Source organism: Actinomyces sp. 594, from assembly GCF_019325145.1.
In the GTDB taxonomy this organism is placed as follows: domain Bacteria; phylum Actinomycetota; class Actinomycetes; order Actinomycetales; family Actinomycetaceae; genus Actinomyces.
The window spans coordinates 131,046-148,192 of sequence record NZ_PIZC01000067.1 but is presented as its reverse complement, the minus strand read 5'-3'; the positions used below and the strand labels follow the sequence as shown (position 1 = coordinate 148,192).

Annotated in this window: 11 protein-coding genes; 8 read left to right on the top strand and 3 right to left on the bottom strand. The window is 68.4% G+C overall.

Annotated elements, in window-relative coordinates:
• The first annotated feature begins 137 nt into the window (after positions 1 to 137).
• From lysX to GZ998_RS12375, 3 genes are all read left to right on the top strand, one after another.
• Positions 138 to 3,317 carry a bifunctional lysylphosphatidylglycerol synthetase/lysine--tRNA ligase LysX gene (gene lysX / locus GZ998_RS12385; RefSeq protein WP_219110041.1) on the top strand — a complete coding sequence of 1,060 codons (3,180 nt, stop codon included), beginning with the start codon at positions 138 to 140 and terminating at the stop codon, positions 3,315 to 3,317.
• Complete coding sequence (locus tag GZ998_RS12380) at positions 3,314 to 3,964, top strand: DUF998 domain-containing protein (protein WP_219110039.1); 651 nt, start codon at positions 3,314 to 3,316, stop codon at positions 3,962 to 3,964. The genes lysX and GZ998_RS12380 overlap by 4 nt, the downstream gene beginning before the upstream one ends.
• 87 nt (positions 3,965 to 4,051) lie before the next feature.
• Positions 4,052 to 4,783: an alpha/beta fold hydrolase gene (locus tag GZ998_RS12375; RefSeq protein ID WP_257506029.1), complete on the top strand. Its 732-nt coding sequence runs from the start codon at positions 4,052 to 4,054 to the stop codon at positions 4,781 to 4,783.
• Here GZ998_RS12375 and GZ998_RS12370 read toward each other — a convergent pair.
• The 3 genes from GZ998_RS12370 to GZ998_RS12360 are packed head-to-tail and all read right to left on the bottom strand — an operon-like array spanning position 4,780 to position 6,229.
• Positions 4,780 to 5,514 carry an SDR family NAD(P)-dependent oxidoreductase gene (locus GZ998_RS12370; protein WP_162678502.1) on the bottom strand — a complete coding sequence of 245 codons (735 nt, stop codon included), beginning with the start codon at positions 5,512 to 5,514 and terminating at the stop codon, positions 4,780 to 4,782. The two genes, GZ998_RS12375 and GZ998_RS12370, sit on opposite strands and share 4 nt — an antisense overlap.
• Complete coding sequence (locus tag GZ998_RS12365; protein WP_219110035.1) at positions 5,511 to 5,726, bottom strand: hypothetical protein; 216 nt, start codon at positions 5,724 to 5,726, stop codon at positions 5,511 to 5,513. Before GZ998_RS12365 ends, GZ998_RS12370 begins: the two co-directional genes overlap by 4 nt.
• Positions 5,723 to 6,229, bottom strand: coding sequence for an HXXEE domain-containing protein (locus GZ998_RS12360; protein ID WP_161924008.1), 507 nt, complete (start codon positions 6,227 to 6,229; stop codon positions 5,723 to 5,725). Before GZ998_RS12360 ends, GZ998_RS12365 begins: the two co-directional genes overlap by 4 nt.
• A gap of 63 nt (positions 6,230 to 6,292) precedes the next feature.
• On the opposite strand from GZ998_RS12360, the gene GZ998_RS12355 reads away from it, so the two are divergent.
• From GZ998_RS12355 to GZ998_RS12335, 5 genes are all read left to right on the top strand, one after another.
• Positions 6,293 to 6,988 (top strand): TetR/AcrR family transcriptional regulator, encoded by a 696-nt coding sequence (locus GZ998_RS12355; RefSeq protein ID WP_219110033.1) that lies wholly within the window; start codon positions 6,293 to 6,295, stop codon positions 6,986 to 6,988.
• A gap of 61 nt (positions 6,989 to 7,049) precedes the next feature.
• Positions 7,050 to 10,673, top strand: coding sequence for a helicase-related protein (locus tag GZ998_RS12350; protein ID WP_308807257.1), 3,624 nt, complete (start codon positions 7,050 to 7,052; stop codon positions 10,671 to 10,673).
• A gap of 54 nt (positions 10,674 to 10,727) precedes the next feature.
• Positions 10,728 to 11,141 carry a DUF1156 domain-containing protein gene (locus tag GZ998_RS12345; protein ID WP_203233856.1) on the top strand — a complete coding sequence of 138 codons (414 nt, stop codon included), beginning with the start codon at positions 10,728 to 10,730 and terminating at the stop codon, positions 11,139 to 11,141.
• A 52-nt stretch (positions 11,142 to 11,193) separates the two neighbouring features.
• Positions 11,194 to 13,506 carry a DUF1156 domain-containing protein gene (locus GZ998_RS12340; protein ID WP_219110030.1) on the top strand — a complete coding sequence of 771 codons (2,313 nt, stop codon included), beginning with the start codon at positions 11,194 to 11,196 and terminating at the stop codon, positions 13,504 to 13,506.
• A gap of 1 nt (position 13,507) precedes the next feature.
• A complete protein-coding gene (locus GZ998_RS12335; protein ID WP_219110028.1) occupies positions 13,508 to 16,927 on the top strand; it encodes a DUF499 domain-containing protein in 3,420 nt (1,139 codons plus the stop codon).
• The last annotated feature ends 220 nt before the right edge of the window (positions 16,928 to 17,147 follow it).

The window sequence follows — 17,147 nt, the reverse complement described above, 5'->3', positions numbered from 1 at the left end:
AGGTACATCGTCTTCCAGGGTGAGTGCTTACGGAGCCGTATCATGCCTCCGCATGATTCAGGTCCCGCGAGCGGTACTGACAATCTTTCCTCGTGTCGTGGAGCACCGACACGGACAGGAAGGAGCGCGCACCGACGATGCAGGCACACAAACCCCTTTTCCCTCACATTCTGCCTAGGGTCCTGTACCTAATCGCGGTACTCGCGCTGACTGACACCGTACTGAATTCCACGCCCGGTATCGGTCAGGTCCTGGAGTTCATCTTCTTGTGGATCGTGCCGCTGCCGTCAATCGACTGGCTAAGCGGAATCGTCCTCCTCCTGCTCGCAGCAGGCATGACTAAGCGCAAGCGAGCGGCGTGGACCGCGCTTACCCTGGTAACGGCACTGGTGACCCTGCTGTACGTACTCATTCTGGCGGTGGCGTTCCAAGACGAAGAGCTGGCGGACGTGCGCCCCTACCTGACGGTGAACACCGCCACGCTGCTGGTCTTCCTGGGGCTATTAACCGCATACCGCAGGCATTACACGGTGCGGTCGCAGCCGGGTAACAGCCGCCGCGCTCTGACGGTCTTTGTGGCCTCTGCCGGTTCTGTCACGCTTGCCGCGGCCCTCGTGAAATTCGCAGTCTCCGGCGTGGGCGCACGGCAGTTCGGAGAGCTGCTTGTAGGGGGCAGTCCCCAGTGGCTGGCCAGTCTGCTCGGCTTCGGCTGGGCGATCACCTTCCTCGTTGCCTTCGGGATGCTGCTGCGCTCCCAGCAGGAGATCGCGCAGATGTCCGTGAAGGAGGAGAGCCGTGTACGTACCCTGCTGGCTGAGCATCCCGCGGACTCTCTAGGATACTTCGCCACCCGCCGGGACAAGTCCGCGCTGCTGACTGATGACGCCGCCGTCGTGTACCGAGTCGCCAATGGTGTAGCGCTGGCCTCAGGTGACCCCTTGGGAGAACCGTCCACCTGGTCGGCTGCGGCGCGGGCATTCGTCCGCCGCGCCGCGGAATTCGGCTGGACCCCCGCCGTCATCGGGGTTTCCGAGGCGGGCGCCCGGGCCTACGCCGATGCCGGGCTGCGGGCGCTGCACATTGGTGACGAGGCTGTACTGGACTTCTCACGCACGCGGATCGACGACATGCCCGAGGTGCGTCGGCCGGTTCGCCGACTCAAGGAGCGGGGGTACACGGTGCGGATCCGCCGACACCGCGAGATCCCGACCGATGAACTCAGCGCCCTGACGGGTCTTGCCCATGAATGGCTAGGCGGAGAGGCGGAACGGGGATTCTCGATGGCACTGGGCCGCCTGGGCGACCCCTCCGACGGCGAGTGCGTGATGGTGGAGGCGCTCTACCCACCCGGTGACGAGCGCGGGGAGATCGCCGCCCTGCTGTCCTTCGCCCCCTGGGGGGCGGACGGCTTGAGCCTCGACGTGATGAGACGACACCCGGGCGCCGATAACGGCGTGACCGAGCTGATGGTGTCCGCCCTGATGTCCGACGGCGTAGAACTCGGCCTCACCCGGGCATCGCTCAACTTCGCAGTCTTCCGCTCGGCGTTCGTTGAGGGGGAGAGGATCGGCGCCGGACCCGTGCGTCGCCTGTGGAGACGCCTGATGCTGTTGGCCTCCCGCTGGTGGCAGCTGGAGTCCCTCTACCGCTCCAATGCGAAGTACAACCCCGTCTGGTCTCCACGGATGATCTGTTACCCCGACGGCGGGGACCTGGCTCGTGTGGCCTTTGCCATGGGAGTCGCGGAGGGGTTCGTGTCACCGCCCGGATGGCTGTCACCCACGACCGACATAAACCAGCCCCGCCGCGACGACGAGGACTCGGCGCGTCTGAGCGCCATCAGCATGGGAGCATCCAGGACGGCGCCCTCCAGGCGGCCAGCCAAGCAGTTCGCCTCTCGCCTGGCCTCACGGGAGGCCATGGTCGCCGCCGGCATGGAGCCCTACCCGCCGTCGGTCAACGTCACGGCGTCATGCGCCGATGCCTCGGGGGCGTGCTCCGTGGCCGGCAGAGTCATGTCGGTACGCGACCACGGCGGGGTGCTCTTCGCGGATCTGCGTGACCGCAGCGGCGACCTGCAGATTCTTCTGGAACGCTCCACAACCGGCGTCGACGATATGACACGCTTCCGACGGCTGGTGCGAGCGGGCGACCAGGTGGTCGCCTCCGGCACGGTGGGCACTTCGCGCACCGGTACGCGCAGCCTGCTGGTGTCCACCTGGAGCATGACCTCCAAGGCGTTGCGGCCCCTGCCGGACAAGCGGCGGGGCATCCGCGACCCCGAGACCCGCGTGCGTCAGCGTCACCTGGCGCTGATCGTCGACCCCGGGGAGCGCAGGATGGTCGCGGCCCGCTCCCACGCCATCCAGGCGGTCCGCCGGGAACTGCTGGGACGTGACTACCTGGAGGTGGAGACGCCCATACTCCAGCCCGTGCACGGCGGCGCGAACGCGCGCCCGTTCAAGACGCACATCAACGCCTACGACCTGGACCTGTACCTGCGCATCGCCCCGGAGCTGTACCTCAAGCGCCTCCTGGTCGGCGGCATGGAGCGAGTCTTCGAGATCGGCCGCAACTTCCGCAACGAGGGCGCCGATGCCACGCACAACCCCGAGTTCACCATGCTGGAGGCCTACCAGGCCCACGCCGACTACGAGGTCATGAAGGACGTGGCACGCGATCTGATCGTCTCGGCGGCCCGGGCGGCTCTCGGGACCACCGTGATTCGCGGCCGGGTGGGCGGCGCCGAGCACGAGATCGACCTGGCGGCCCCGTGGCGGACGGTCAGCGTGTGCGAAGCCGTCAGCGAGGGGCTGGGGGAGGAGGTGGGGCCGGAGACGCCCATGGAGGTGCTGCGCGCCCAGGCCGACGGGATCGCCATGCCCTACGACCCGCGTTGGGGGTGGGGAACCTTGATGCAGGAGCTGTACGAGCACCTGGTGGAGTCCACCACCGTCGCCCCGACCTTCTTCACCGACTTCCCGGCGGAGACCTCGCCATTGACCCGGCCCCACCGCCAGGATGCCCGGCTGGCTGAGCGCTGGGACCTGATTGTGTTCGGCGCCGAGGTGGGTACCGCCTACTCGGAGCTGGTGGATCCGGTGATTCAGCGTCAACGCCTGACCGACCAGTCCCTGGCGGCGGCCGGAGGCGACCCCGAGGCCATGGAGCTGGACGAGGCGTTCTTGGCGGCGCTGGAGCAGGGCATGCCGCCTTCGGGTGGGTTGGGCGTGGGCCTGGACCGGCTGGTCATGATGCTCACCGGCGCGTCCATCCGCGAGACGATCGCCTTCCCGCTGGTGAGGCCGGAGCAATGACCGCCCGCCGGGCACGGGTCGTACTCGCGCTGCTCGCCGTCGTCACTTACAACAGCTGGCTGGCGTGGTGGCTGAACGGCGACCCGCGCGCACTGTTCGGTTATCTGTCCGAGCTGGCCGCGCAGGACCAGCCCTACCAGTGGTTCTTCCGCCTGGGGGACCTGACGGCCGCAACCGTGTTCGCCGTCATCGCCGTGCTCGGACGGCGCGGCTGGCGCCGATGGCTCGGCGTTCGCGCCCCGCACGCGTCGGTGGCCCTGGGGCTGGTTGCGGCCGGCACGGCGCTGGACAGCCTGTTCAACCTGCCGTGCGCGGAGAGCCGGGACGCGGTGTGCGCAGCCACACCCAGCCTGGCCAGGCACCTGCACGAGGCCGCATCCGTACTCGTATCGGTCACGCTGGTCACCCTGATCGCCCTGGTGGCGCTGGGCATGGCCGAGCGCAACGGCCGCACGGCGCGGTTCTGGGCGGTGGTGGCCTTCGGCGTCGTGATCGCCGCGCTGCTGCTGTTCACCGCGGTGGCGCCCAGGCTCGCCCCCGGAACTCAGGGACCGGTGCAGGCCGTCCAGGTGCTGGCGTGCTCGGCTTGGATGGCGCTGCTGGCGTGGCGGCTCGAGGATGAACGGGACGAACAATCGGCAAGGTGAGTAATGACTGATCCGGGGCGGATCACCGCGGGGCGCTTTCCGAGCGGTCATACGGTCCGGCTGCGGGACGGACGCGGACCGGGGGTGATGCTCCTGAACGGTTGTGGGCTGTCCGCCGCCGGGTGGGACGAGGTGGTCGCCGGTCTGCCCGGTCGTCGGGTGATCACCGTGGACCGTCCCGGACACCACGGCACCCGGCACGCGGGGCCGCCGTCACTGGCCGGGGAGGCCAGGTTCTTGGTGGAGCTGCTGGACGCGGAGCCGGGGCAGGTGGTGGTAGTGGCGCACTCCATGGCTGCCTTCCAGGCGGAGGCGATCGCCCGGCTACGACCCGGGCGGGTGGCCGGGGTAATGCTGGTGGACCCGTCGGCGACGCCGCCGCATGCCCGCGCTTCGGCCGCGGCCGACGCGCTGGACCGGATTGCGACACGCTGCCTGCGTCTGGCGGCGGTGCGCGTGGCCGCCGGACGGATGCTGCGGGCGGGCATGAGGTCGCAGACGACCAGGCCGGAGGCGATTGACTCGGCCGGATGGCGACCCCTGTGGGGCAGTGAACGGGCACTGGGGGCCGCGGCGGCGGAATGGCTGGCGTTCCGTGAGCAGGCGGCGCAACTGCTGGCGCTGCGCAGACGGCAGGCGATACCCGCGCCGGTGCCGGCAGTCGTCCTGGAGGCGCCGCCATTCAGCGGCGCGGCGGCGGTGACGAGCCTGCTCACGGCATTCCGCGCTTCGCGCATACGACGCGTGCCCGGCTCCCGACACCTGATGATGCTGGATGAGCCGCGTGTAATCGTGGAGGAGATCGAGCGCCTGTCCTAGTCCAGGCGCGTGCCGGTGGCCTGGTTTAGTGCGGCCAGCAGCCGGTCCTGGAACTCGATGTCATTCACGCGCCGGTCGGGCTGCTGGGTGCGCAGGTGGTGCCAGTAGGCGCTGGTGTGGGTGCGTGGGTCCTCGCCCAGCGCGAGCCAGGCCTGGGTGTGGTGCCCGGCGTCCAGGTCGTCCGGGGCGCCAGCGCCACCCATGCGGGTGGGCACCCAGCCCGGGTCGACGGCGTTCGCCCACGTGCCCGGGTGGAGGCGGCCCACTGCGGCCGCCAGCGCCGTCACCAGCAGCTTGGAGTCCGAGTACGACGCCGTCGGCCGCGTACCCGTCCAGTCCATGCCCGCAAGTCGTGTGGTATTGAGCCGCGCTCCGCGGTGCATGCTGGAGGAGAGGTACACGTGCCGCCGCGCGGGCACAAGCGCCGTCATCAGATACGGGGCCACCACATTTACGGATAGCACCAGGCGCTCGTCCATGGTGCCGGCATTGTGGATGACGGCGTCCACACCACCCAGGGCGGCCACCTGCTCGGCCACCTCCCGCACCTGCGCCCGGTCAGCCAGGTCCCCGACGACGCCGGGAACCTGTTCTCCCAGGGCGCGGCCGACGGCGTCGAGCTGCTCGGAACGGCGTACATGCGCCACCACCTGCGCCCCGTGCTTGCGCAGGTCGCTCAGGGCTCCCAGCCCCAGTCCGGTGCTCGTTCCGGTAACCAGTACACGTGTCACTGTGATTGTCTCCGTTCTCCTCGGTCGACTCGGGGCTTCACGGTAACGTTACCGTCGCGCCGCACCTGCTCCGCAAGCGGGACCCAGCGCGGTGCCCGTCGCAGCAGCCAGGCGGAGGAGGCGCGGTAGGTTGCCAGTTCCTCGCCGTCGTTAAGCAGATAGCAGACGGCCAGTCCCAACGTGGCCGTGTCCACCGCGCTCGGCCGCCTCATGCCGCCAGCCTCCGCCAGCGCCGGGCGGCCAGATAGCCCGCGCCGTGCAGCACCACGCCCACGACGGGGAACGCGGGGAGCGTCCACCGGGCGGCCTTCGGCTCCACGCCGTCGGCCCGCAGCGCGGCCTTGGCGAAGCGCCAGAACGGCAGCACCACGGGCAGCGCCGTTGCGCACCCCGGTGTGTAACCGCGTGCGAGCGCCGCCGAGCCCAGGTGCATGAAGGCGTGCATGCCGTAGCCGTAGAGCATTGCCTGATAGAAGGCCGAACGTCCCCGGGTGCGGAAGCCGTCCACGGAGGCGGCCGCCATCAGTGCCCCCATCAGGCTCAGTGCCACCTGCACCTGGTCGCGGGAGAGTCCGCGCAGGCGCACCTCCTCGGGCAGGAACGGCAGCGAGCGCATGAAGGGATGGGCGCGGCCGGGCATGGTCGCGTACTCCTCCAGGTCATGGGCGAGCCAGGAGAAGAACAGTGCTGAGGTCGCCAGGTTCACCTTGTCCATGAGTCCTTCCAACATTGCGCAACTGACAGTTGCGCAACCTACGGTAGCGGAATTGGATGCCCGATGGAAGAATCACGTGTGATCCGGCGACAGGATGAGGAGGAGGCCGTGGCGGACAGACCAGACGGCACGGATGAGACGGGCCTGCGGGCCGGCACCGCCCGGCGTACAGACGCGGGCCGCGGCGGACGGCCACGTGACACCGCGCTGGACGAACGCATCCTGCAAGAGACCTTCACCCTGTTGGCCGAGGTGGGCCTGCACGGCCTGCGCATCGACCAGGTGGCCACACGCGCCGGTGTCCCCAAATCCACGATCTACCGGCGCTGGCGATCCCTGCCCGAGTTGGCCGTCGACGCCGTCGATGCCGCCCTGGGACCCCGCGACTTCCCGGCGGGGGACGACCCGCTGGAGGACTTCTCTCGCCTCATCGTCCACACCTGGCGACTACTCATGCGCCCGCCCCTGACGACGGCGCTGCCCGGCCTGGGTGTGGAACTCGCCGGGCATCCCCGGGCAGCGGCCGCCTACCGGGAGCGCGTGATCGCACCCCTGCGAGACGGGGCGATCGACGCCGTCGCCCGCGCCGCGGAGGCCGGGCTGTGGAACGGTCCGGACCCGGTTACCAGCGTGGACATGCTGGTCGGCACCTTCCTCTACCGGCTGACCTACCTCGGCGAAGTCCCGGACCTGGACGAGGTTTTCCGCGTGGCGGAGCTGGTGGCCGGGCGTGAGCTGCCCAGGTCCGATGCGGCTTGAGCCTACGTGTCGGGGGCGGGACGTATGCTGGCCCGTTGCGTTGAACACGAAAGGACGTGTCGTGGACGAGACAGCCAAGGCTACGGCCGGGGAATCGACCCGGGCCGCGGTAACCCTCGCAGGGCTGCGGCCGGGTCAGCGGCTGCGCGGGCTGTTGCCCGGCCGTACGGTGAGGCTGGTGGGCGTGGACCCGATCGACACCGGGATGTCCGAGCTGTTCTACCATGACGACGCCGGTAGTAGCGGTGCCCGCATGGTCACCGAGGCCGACGTGGCCGTATTCGAGCTAGTTGGTGATGCGGATACCACCCCGCCCTTCGATGCCGATCCGGATGAGTTCCGCCTGGCCGCGGAGGCGCAGCGCATTAAGTACGCCGCCCTGTATGACCCGATGGCGGCCGTCAACGGTTCCGACGTGGACCCGCTGCCCCACCAGATTCGGGCCGTGTACGAGGAGATGCTGCCGCGTGTGCCCCTGCGCTTCCTGCTCGCCGATGATCCCGGAGCGGGCAAGACCATCATGGCGGGCCTGTACCTGAAGGAACTTATCCTGCGTTCCGACTGCGAGAGGGCGATCGTCGTCGCACCCGGGGGACTGGTGGAGCAGTGGCACGACGAACTCTCCAGCAAATTCGATCTTCAATTCAAGGTCTTCACTCGCCAGATGTGCGATGACGCCCAGGGGCGCAACGTCTTCGCCGAGCACCCCTACCTGATCGTGCGCATGGACCAGATCTCCCGTGACGACGACCTCATGGAGCAGATCGGCGAGGTGGGCTGGGACGTTGCGGTGGTAGACGAGGCCCACCGCATGAGCGCCCACTACTCCAACTGGTCGGGCGACGTGACCGAGACCCGTCGCTTTCGCCTGGGACGGGTGCTCTCGGAAAGGGCGCACAACCTGCTGCTGATGACGGCCACCCCGCACGCCGGCAAGGAGGAGGACTTCCAGCTGTTCATGTCGCTGCTGGACCGCGACCGCTTCGAGGGGCAGTTCCGCAGCGGCGTGCACCGCACCGACACCCACGGACTCATGCGCCGCATGGTCAAGGAGGACCTACTCACCTTCGACGGCAAGCCACTGTTCCCGGAGCGGCACGCCTACACCGTCACCTACCGGCTCAGCCCCGCCGAGCAGGACCTGTACGAGCAGGTGACCGAATACGTACGCACCGAGATGGGACGGGCCGAGCGGCTGATACAGGCCGGCCAGGGGCGGCGAGGAAACAACGTCGGCTTCGCGCTCACGGTACTGCAGCGGCGCCTGGCCTCCAGCCCCGAGGCGATTGCGCGTTCCCTTGAGCGGCGCCGCGACCGCCTGGAGCGCCGCCTGTTGGAGGTGCAGCGCGGGCGGTACTCCGCTGCTACTGGCGACGGCGCGCCGCCCGCCTGGGAGGCCGCTGACCGGGAACTACCGTTCGACCTCGATTTGCCGGTCGGTTTCGATCTGGAGTCCTTCGATGAACTCGACGAGGAGGTTCCCTGGCTTGAGCGCGCCCGCTTCGAGGCGCAGGTGGACGAGGTCGCAGACCTGGCGACGGCAGCCCAAACGGTCAGCGAGCTGCGCGCCGAGATCACCATCCTGGACGACCTCATCGCGGTGGCCAGGCGAGTGCGCGAGTCCGACGAGGATCGCAAGTGGGCGCAGCTGCGCACCATTCTCGACGAGCAGCTGCTCGCCAACCGCGCTGGACCGCCACGCAAGCTGATCATCTTCACCGAGCACCGGGACACCCTCAGCTACCTTGAGCGCCGGATCGCCGCTCAACTCGGACGGGCCGACGCCGTCGTCACCATCCACGGCGGCACCAGCCGGGAGGACCGCAAGGCCGCCCGCGAGGAGTTCACGCACAATCCTGACGCCGTGGTGCTGCTGGCCACCGATGCGGCGGGGGAGGGCCTCAACCTGCAGCGCGCGCATCTCATGGTCAACTATGACCTGCCATGGAACCCGAACCGGATCGAGCAGCGCTTCGGTCGGATCCACCGCATCGGTCAGCGGGAGGTCTGCCACCTGTGGAACATGGTGGCCTCCGGCACCCGCGAGGGCGAGGTGTTCACCCGGCTGCTGGAGAAGATCGGCCAGATGTCGCGTGCCTACAACGGCAACCTGTTCAATGTGCTCGGCGACTCCGGCGCCTTCGAGGAGCGGTCCCTGCGCGAGCTGCTCATCGAGGCCATCCGCTACGGGGACCGGCCGGAGGTCAAGGCGGAACTGGACCGGGTGATCGACACCGGTGTATCCGCCGGGCTCGGTGAGGTACTGCAGGAGCGTGCCCTGCACCCGGATATGTTCTCCGCCCTAGACCTGGAGGGGGTGCGCCGCCGTATGGAGCGGGCGCGTGAGCGCCGCCTCCAGCCCGGCTACATCGCCGCGTTCTTCATTCCCGCCTTCCGACGCCTGGGAGGGCGCATGAGCCGCCGGGAGTCCGGCCGGTACAAGATCGGCCGCGTACCCCCGCGCCTGCTGGATCTTGCCCGCCGCGCCAACCGGCTGGAGCCGCTACCGGGCGCCTACGAGCGTGTCACCTTCGAGCTGGAACGCCTGCACCCCGAGGGCCTGCCTCCGGCTGCCCTGCTCGCTCCCGGGCATCCACTGCTCAGCGCCGTGATCGAGGCGACCATCGCCGACCTGGAGCCGTCCCTGCGACGCGGTGCGGTCTTCATCGACCGGCGCGATAAGCAGGCAGACGCCGCGGCGCTGCTGCACACGGTGGAGCAGCGCATTACCGGTGCAGACGGACGTACCGTCTCGCACCACTTCGACTACCCCGCACTCGGGGAGGACGGCACCTTCACGGTCACACCAACCCCCGCCTACCTCGATTACGACCGGCCCCGCCCCGAGGAGCATGAGGCTATTGCCCACCTGCTTGACGCCGACTGGCTGCGCCACTCGCATGAGCGGGATGTGCGCGCCTGGGCGTACCGGGAGGGCCTCGTGCCACGCCTGGAGGAGATCAAGGCCCGGATAGGCGCGGAGACCGACCGTACCCGCGCCCAGGTGCGCCAGCGCCTCCTGGTGGAGATCAACTACTGGGACAACCAGTACAACCAGTTGGAGGCCCAGGAACGGCAGGGCAATATTGGGCGGTTGCGGGCGCAGACCGCCCTGGAGCGTGTCGAGAGCCTGGAGGCGCGCCTGGAGCGCCGCATGCGCGAGCTCGACGACGCCACTGAGTTGGTGCCCGCCCCGGCGGTTATACGAGGTATGGCGCTGGTGGTTCCGAGCCGGGTGCTGACCGGCCTGCTGGCTCATGCGGAAGCGGTTGCGGAGGCGCAGGCCCGCTTCGCGCGCCACACCCAGGAGGTTGAGCGTCGGGCCGTGGACGCCGTGCTGGCCGCCGAGCGGGCTCTGGGACGCACACCGGAGGAGATGCCGCACAACAACCCCGGCTATGACATCCGCACCACCGATCCCACCGGCGCCGTGTACTACCTGGAGGTCAAGGGACGCATAGCGGGGGCCGATACCTTCACCATCACCGCGAACGAGGTCGCCTTCGCCCGCACGCAGGCAGATCGTCACCGCCTGGCTTTGGTGGCGGTAGATCCGCGGGGGCCGGCATACGATCGGGTACGTTACGTCTTGGGCGCCTTCTCCCACCTGGAGCCCTCGGCCACCACCCATTCCTATAATGAGGGCTGGAACGATCACTGGAGCCGGGGAGGTCCGCCCCGCTGAAGCGCGTGCACCTCGTTCCCGCTATTCCACGATAACTAGCAAGAAAGCCATGAAGTGACCGTTCCTCAGCCCGCCAAGAAGCTCATCGAGACCTCCCTGCCCCTGGAGGCCATTAACGAGGCCTCGGTGCGTGAGAAGTCGATCCGCCACGGGCATCCCTCCACCCTGCACCTGTACTGGTCACGCAAGCCGCTGGCCACGGCGCGGGCAGTACTCTTCGCCCAGCTGGTGGACGATCCCGCCTCCCACCCGGAGCAGTTCCCCACCCTAGCCGAGCAGGACGCCGAGCGCACCCGCCTGCACGAGCTTATGCGCCGACTGGTGGTGTGGGAGAACAGCAACGATGAGACGCTGCTGCGCCAGGCCCGGGCCGAGATTCGCAAGAGCAACAATGGTGAGCTTCCCGCTGTGGTCGACCCATTCGCGGGGGGGGTCTATTCCTTTAGAGGCTCAGCGTCTCGGCCTTGAAGCGCATGCGAGCGATCTTAATCCGCTCTCCGTAGTCATAAACAAGGCGCTGGTGGAGATCCCGCCGCGCTTTTCCGGCCGGGAGCCGGCACACCCGGGCGGGGCCGAGCAGAACTTCTACCAGCGGGCCGAGGGCCTGGCCGAGGACGTCCGCCACTACGGGCAGTGGCTGCGCGACGAGGCACAAAGCCGCATAGGCCATCTCTACCCCAAGGCGACCGGACCCGACGGCAACGAATACACCGTGATCGCCTGGAAGTGGGCGCGCACGGTACGCAGCCCCAACCCCGCCAACCCCATCGAAACGCCACTGGTCAACTCCTGGTGGCTGAGCAAGAAGAAGGGCCACGAGGCCTGGGTCAAGGCCACCGTCCGCGACGGGCAAGTCCACTACGAGGTCATACATAACGCCAATGGGCCGCGGGGGGATCAGGCGTGGACCATCAAGCACGGCAAGGGTGCGAAGGCTGTCGGTGACGGAACACCCTTCAACTACGACTACATTCGCCAAGAGGGCCGCGAGGGCAGAATCGGTTCACACCTGATCGCGGTGGTAGCAGCAGGGGAACGCGGGAGACTGTACCTGTCCCCGTCCGATGAGCAGATAGCCGCATCTGATGTGACCAGGCCAGTCCTTGATGCTGATGGCGATATTGCGACGAACCCAAGATGGTTCTCACCGCCGGCATACGGACTGACCAAGTTCTCTAACCTGTTCACGAACCGGCAGTTGGTGGCACTGACCACACTGAGTGACCTGGTGGGGGAGGCGCGCGAGCGCGTGCTCGCCGACGCCCTTTCGGCAGGAATGCCTCCGGGGGAGCGACTCAGGGACGGCGGCACCGGCGCGCAGGCCTACGCCGATGCGGTGGCCACCTACCTGGCACTTGCAGTGAGTCGGCAGACCGATCGCTTATCATCGTTGTCGAGTTGGCAATCAATTGGGGAAAAGGTCAGAAATGTGTTTGCCCGGCAGGCGATCCCAATGGTTTGGGACTATGCTGAGGTTAATCCGTTCTCCTCGTCATCCGGTAATTTTCTAGGGCAAGTTGAGTGGGTGTCTGAAGCTCTATCTCGTGCACCAGCATGCGATCACGGATACGTGCGGCAGATTAGCGCCACGGAACGGGCCTACAACGGCTTGGTCGTCTCCACCGATCCGCCCTACTACGACAATATCGGCTACTCCGACCTGTCCGACTTCTTCTACGTCTGGCTGCGCCGCTGTCTGCACGATATCCACCCCGAGGTGGTCGGTACCATGCTCACCCCCAAGGCCGAGGAGCTAGTGGCCAACCCCTACCGGCACGACGGCAAGGAGGGCGCCGCCAAGTTCTTCGTCGAGGGCTTCAACGCGGTCTTCGCCCGCATCCGCCAGGGCGCCAACCCGGCCGTACCCATGACCGTCTACTACGCCTACAAGCAGCAGGACGTCGCCGCGGGTGGCAACACCTCCACCGGCTGGCACACGCTGTTGGCGGGCCTCATCGATGCGGGCTGGGAGATCACCGCCACCTGGCCCATGCGCAGCGAACGTGGTGGGCGAATGCTGAGTATTGGCACCAATGCCCTGGCCTCCTCCATTGTGCTGGCCTGCCGACCCCGCCCCGCGGACGCCCCAGCCACCACCCGCCGCGCCCTGACGGCCCAGCTCAAGACGGAGCTGCCGGGCGCCCTGCGCACCCTCATGCAGGGCGCCGTCGCCCCGGTGGACCTGGCCCAGGCCACCATCGGCCCCGGCATCTCCGTGTTCTCCCGCTACACCCGCGTGCGCGAGGCCGACGGCACGAATATGACCGTCGGCGACGCCCTCACCCTCATCAACGCCACCCTCGACGAGGTACTCGGCGAGCAGGAGGCGGATACCGACCCGGACACGCGCTTCGCCACCCGCTGGTACCGCCAGTACGGGTGGGAGCAGGGCAGCGCCGGCCTGGCCGACCAGCTGGCCCGCAGCTGCGACACCTCCCTGGGCGCCCTCGAACGCGGCGGCATCTTCCAGGCGCGCGGAGGCAAGGCCCGCCTGCTGACGCCCTCAGAGCTGGACGGGCAGTGGAACCCCGAGGCCGACGACCGCATCAGCATCTGGGAGGCCACCGTGCGCCTGGCCGCAGTCATGGGCAAGGAAGGCGTGGAACGGACCGCCCAGCTGCTCGCGCAGGCGCAGCGGCGCATCAGCCCGGACTCCATCAGGGAACTCGGCTTCCTCCTCTTCCACGAGGCCGAGAAACAGCATCACACCGAGGGCGCCCTCCTGTTCAACGGCCTGGTAACCGCCTGGGCCGACATCACAGGCAAGGCCCGCCGCTTCGCCAGCGCCCCCGCCGCCATACAGGACGGCTTCAACATGAACGGAGAGGACTGACATGGCACTCAGCAACCGGGAATACGTCGGCCGTGCCTTCGAACTGCTCGCCGAGGGACTCATCGACACCGTCGATCCGGTCATGGCCCAGGTCTTCGGCACCGCCGACTGGCCCACCGCCTGGGCGGCCCGCGACGCAGCCAAACACGGGCGGCCCGCCCGCACCATCTCCAAGGACGACCCGATGGTGCTGCTGCGCGCCATCAACGAGCACGGCTACGAGTTCAGGAATGCGCTCTCCCGCGCCCAGCAGAGCTTCGCCTCCGAACTGCGCGAGACCCGCAACCAGTGGGCGCACGGCGAGAAGTTCAGCTCCGAGGACGCCCTGCGAGCACTGGACACCACCGAGCGGCTGCTGCGGGCCGTGGACGCCGTCGACTCCGCCGCCGACGTCCACAAGATGCACGCCACCCTGCAGCGCACCGTGTACGAGGCTCAGACCCGCCAGCAGGTCAAGCGCGTCACCAAGACCACGGTGAGCGGCAACGGCCTGCGGCCCTGGCGCGAGGTCATCCGCCCCCACCCGGACGTAGCCAGCGGCAAGTTCACCGCCTCCGAGTTCGCCGCCGACCTGCACCAGGTGGCCACCGGGCAGGCCGTCGGCAGCGAGTACGCGGACCCGGTGGAGTTCTTCTCCCGCACCTACCTCACCGAGGGTCTGCGCGACCTGCTGACCCGGGCGGTGCGCCGGCTCGGCGGCGACGCCGGCGCCAGCCCCGTCATCAACCTGCAGACGAACTTCGGCGGCGGCAAGACCCACTCCATGCTCGCCCTCTACCACCTGTTCGGCGATACCAGCGCCCAGAAGCTCCCACAGGACCTGCAGGACCTGCTGGCGGACGCGGGCAACCCCGATCCGGCTGGGCTCAAGGTTCACCGCGTCGCCCTGGTGGGCACCTACCTGCAGGCGGGCTCCCCGCAGGTAAAGGACGACGGCACGCAGGTGCGCACCCTGTGGGGCGAGCTCGCCTGGCAGCTCGGTGGCCGCGAGGCCTACGACATCATCGCCGACGCCGACCGCACCGGCACCAACCCCGGCGACTCCCTGGCGACACTCCTGCGCCGCTACACGCCCGCGCTGATACTCATCGACGAGTGGGTGGCCTACGCCCGCCAGTTGCTCACCGACAAAGAGCTCCCGGCGGGCGCCTTCGACACCCAGTTCACCTTCGCCCAGTCACTGACCGAGGTGGTGCGCTCCATACCGGGCACCATGCTGGTGGTCTCCATCCCGGCGTCGGACTCCGGCCCGGACGGGCGCGGCAGCGACATTGAGATCGGTGGCGAGAACGGGCACCTCGCCCTGCAACGGCTGCAGAACGTGATCCGTCGGGTGGCCGACCAGTGGCGCCCCTCCAGCCGGGACGAGTCCTTCGAGATCGTGCGGCGCCGCCTGTTCCAGGAGCCCGACGCCGAGGGCCACCAGGCCATCCGGACCACGGCCCGTGCGTTCGTGAACGTCTACCGCAGTGCGCCCGCCCTGTTTCCTCGGGAGGCGTCCGGACCAGACGACGACTACGACAAGCGCATCCGCGCCTCTTACCCGCTGCACCCCGAGCTACTGGACCGGCTGTACGAGGACTGGTCCACCCTGGAGCGCTTCCAGCGCACCCGCGGCGTGCTCAAACTCGTCTCCTCCGTGGTTCATGAACTGTGGGCCTCGCAGGACGCCTCGTCACTGATCCTGCCCGGCAACGTGCCCCTGAGTGCGACCACCGTCAACACCGACCTCACCCGGTACCTGGAGGATCGTTGGAAGCCGGTGATCGACTCGGACATTGACGGCCCGGCCTCCACCGCCCAGGCGATCGACAATGAGCGCACGAGCCTGGGCTCGCGCTTCATCACTCGGCGCGTCGCCCGCACCGTGTTCCTCGGGGCGGCACCGCGGACCGGCTCGGCCCACAAGGGGATCGACAAGCCGTACGTATGGCTAGGCACAGCCGTGCCCGGAGACGTGCTGGGCAATTTCGGCAGCGCCGTGGAGGCGCTGGCCCAGCGCTCCACCTACTTCTACCAGGATCAGGGGCACTACTGGTTCGACACCAGCCCGTCCTTGACCAAGACCGCCAACGACTACGCCGAGCGGCTGCGCGAGGACGAGGAACTAGTGTGGAACGAGATCGTCCGGCGCCTGGCCGGCCAGGACCGTGCCCGCGGCGTCTTCGACCGGGTGCACCTGGCACCCGCCTCCAGCGCGGAGATCCCCGACTTGGAGGAGACCCGGCTCGTCGTCGTTCACCCACGCCACGCCCGCAGCAAGCAGGACGGCCCCGACTCGCCGTCGCACCGCTGGGTGCATGAGGCCATCGAGGCCAGGGGCGCTGCCCAGCGCACGCACCGAAACGCCCTGGTGTTCCTGCTGGCCGACGCCGCTGAGCTCGCCTCCCTGGAGGCCGCCACCCGTAGCTACCTGGGCTGGAGGCAGGTGCAGGCGAACACTGAGTCGCTGAACCTTTCGGCCCAGCAGAACCAGCAGGTCAGCGAGGAGCTGACGCGGCTGAATCAGACCGTTGAGGACCGTCTGCGCGGAACCTACCAGTGGGCGCTCTATCCCTACCAGCCCGTCGCCACCGCCCCCTTCGAAGTCGAGGTCACCAGGATTCCCGATTCCGGCAGTGGCTCGCTGGCCGAGCGCGTCGGCGTGAAGCTCCGCCGGGAGGAGCAGCTCGTCACCGAACTCGGTGCGTCCTTCCTCGGTGTCATGCTCCACAGCGAACTAAAGGAAGTGTGGGAGCGGGATGGCGAACTGAGCGTGGGGGAACTGTGGGGCTACCTGACCCGCTACCCGTACCTGCCGCGGCTGGTCCGCCGCAGCGTGCTGGACGACTGCATCCGCCGCTGTGTTGACGCCGTCCTCGTCGGGGACGAGCGCTTTGCCGTCGCCTCCGGCAAGGACACGGAGAACGGAAGGTACCGGGGGCTGATCATCCCGCCCCAGGCCGATGCCCGCATCGAGGTCACCGACTCCACGCTGCTGGTTGATGCGGCCAAGGCGCAGCTACAGCTCGACGCCGACCGGGCCGCAGTTGCGTCGTCGGCAACAACTAGGCCGGGTTCGGAGCCGACCTCTACCGAATCAGGGCAGAGTCGAGCCGAGCGCGGCGACACGTCTGACTCGCGCCACCGCATGGGCGGCGGGAAGGCCGGCGGCTCGTCCGGCACCGGTGAGCCGGACACGGAGGCGAGGCCGACCCGGTTCTTCGGATACGTCACCGTCGATCCGCAGCGGTACGGGCGTGACATCGGAACGGTCACCCGCGAGGTGATCGACCGCCTCGCCGGAACAGGTGCGCAACTGAAGATCACCATCGACATTGAGGCCACCAAGCCCGGTGGATTCCATGAGTCCGACGTACGCACCATCAGCGAGAACGCCCGGACCCTGAAGTTCGACTCCCAGGGCTTCGAGGCTGAGTGACAAGACGACGGGAACGACGCGGGCGGCAACCTAGGTAGCCTGACCAGTCAGTCGGCGGCGATCATCGCGGCCGGCTGACTGGTTCGCGCACGGATCGCCGAATTGGAGGCCGAACTCAGGTCGAACCGCAGTGAATACAGTAGCGTCGGCCGGTGTAGGCCGAATCGTTCAACACCGCATCAATCTGCTCGTGGGCCACGCTCCGTGCTCAAGCGTGTTC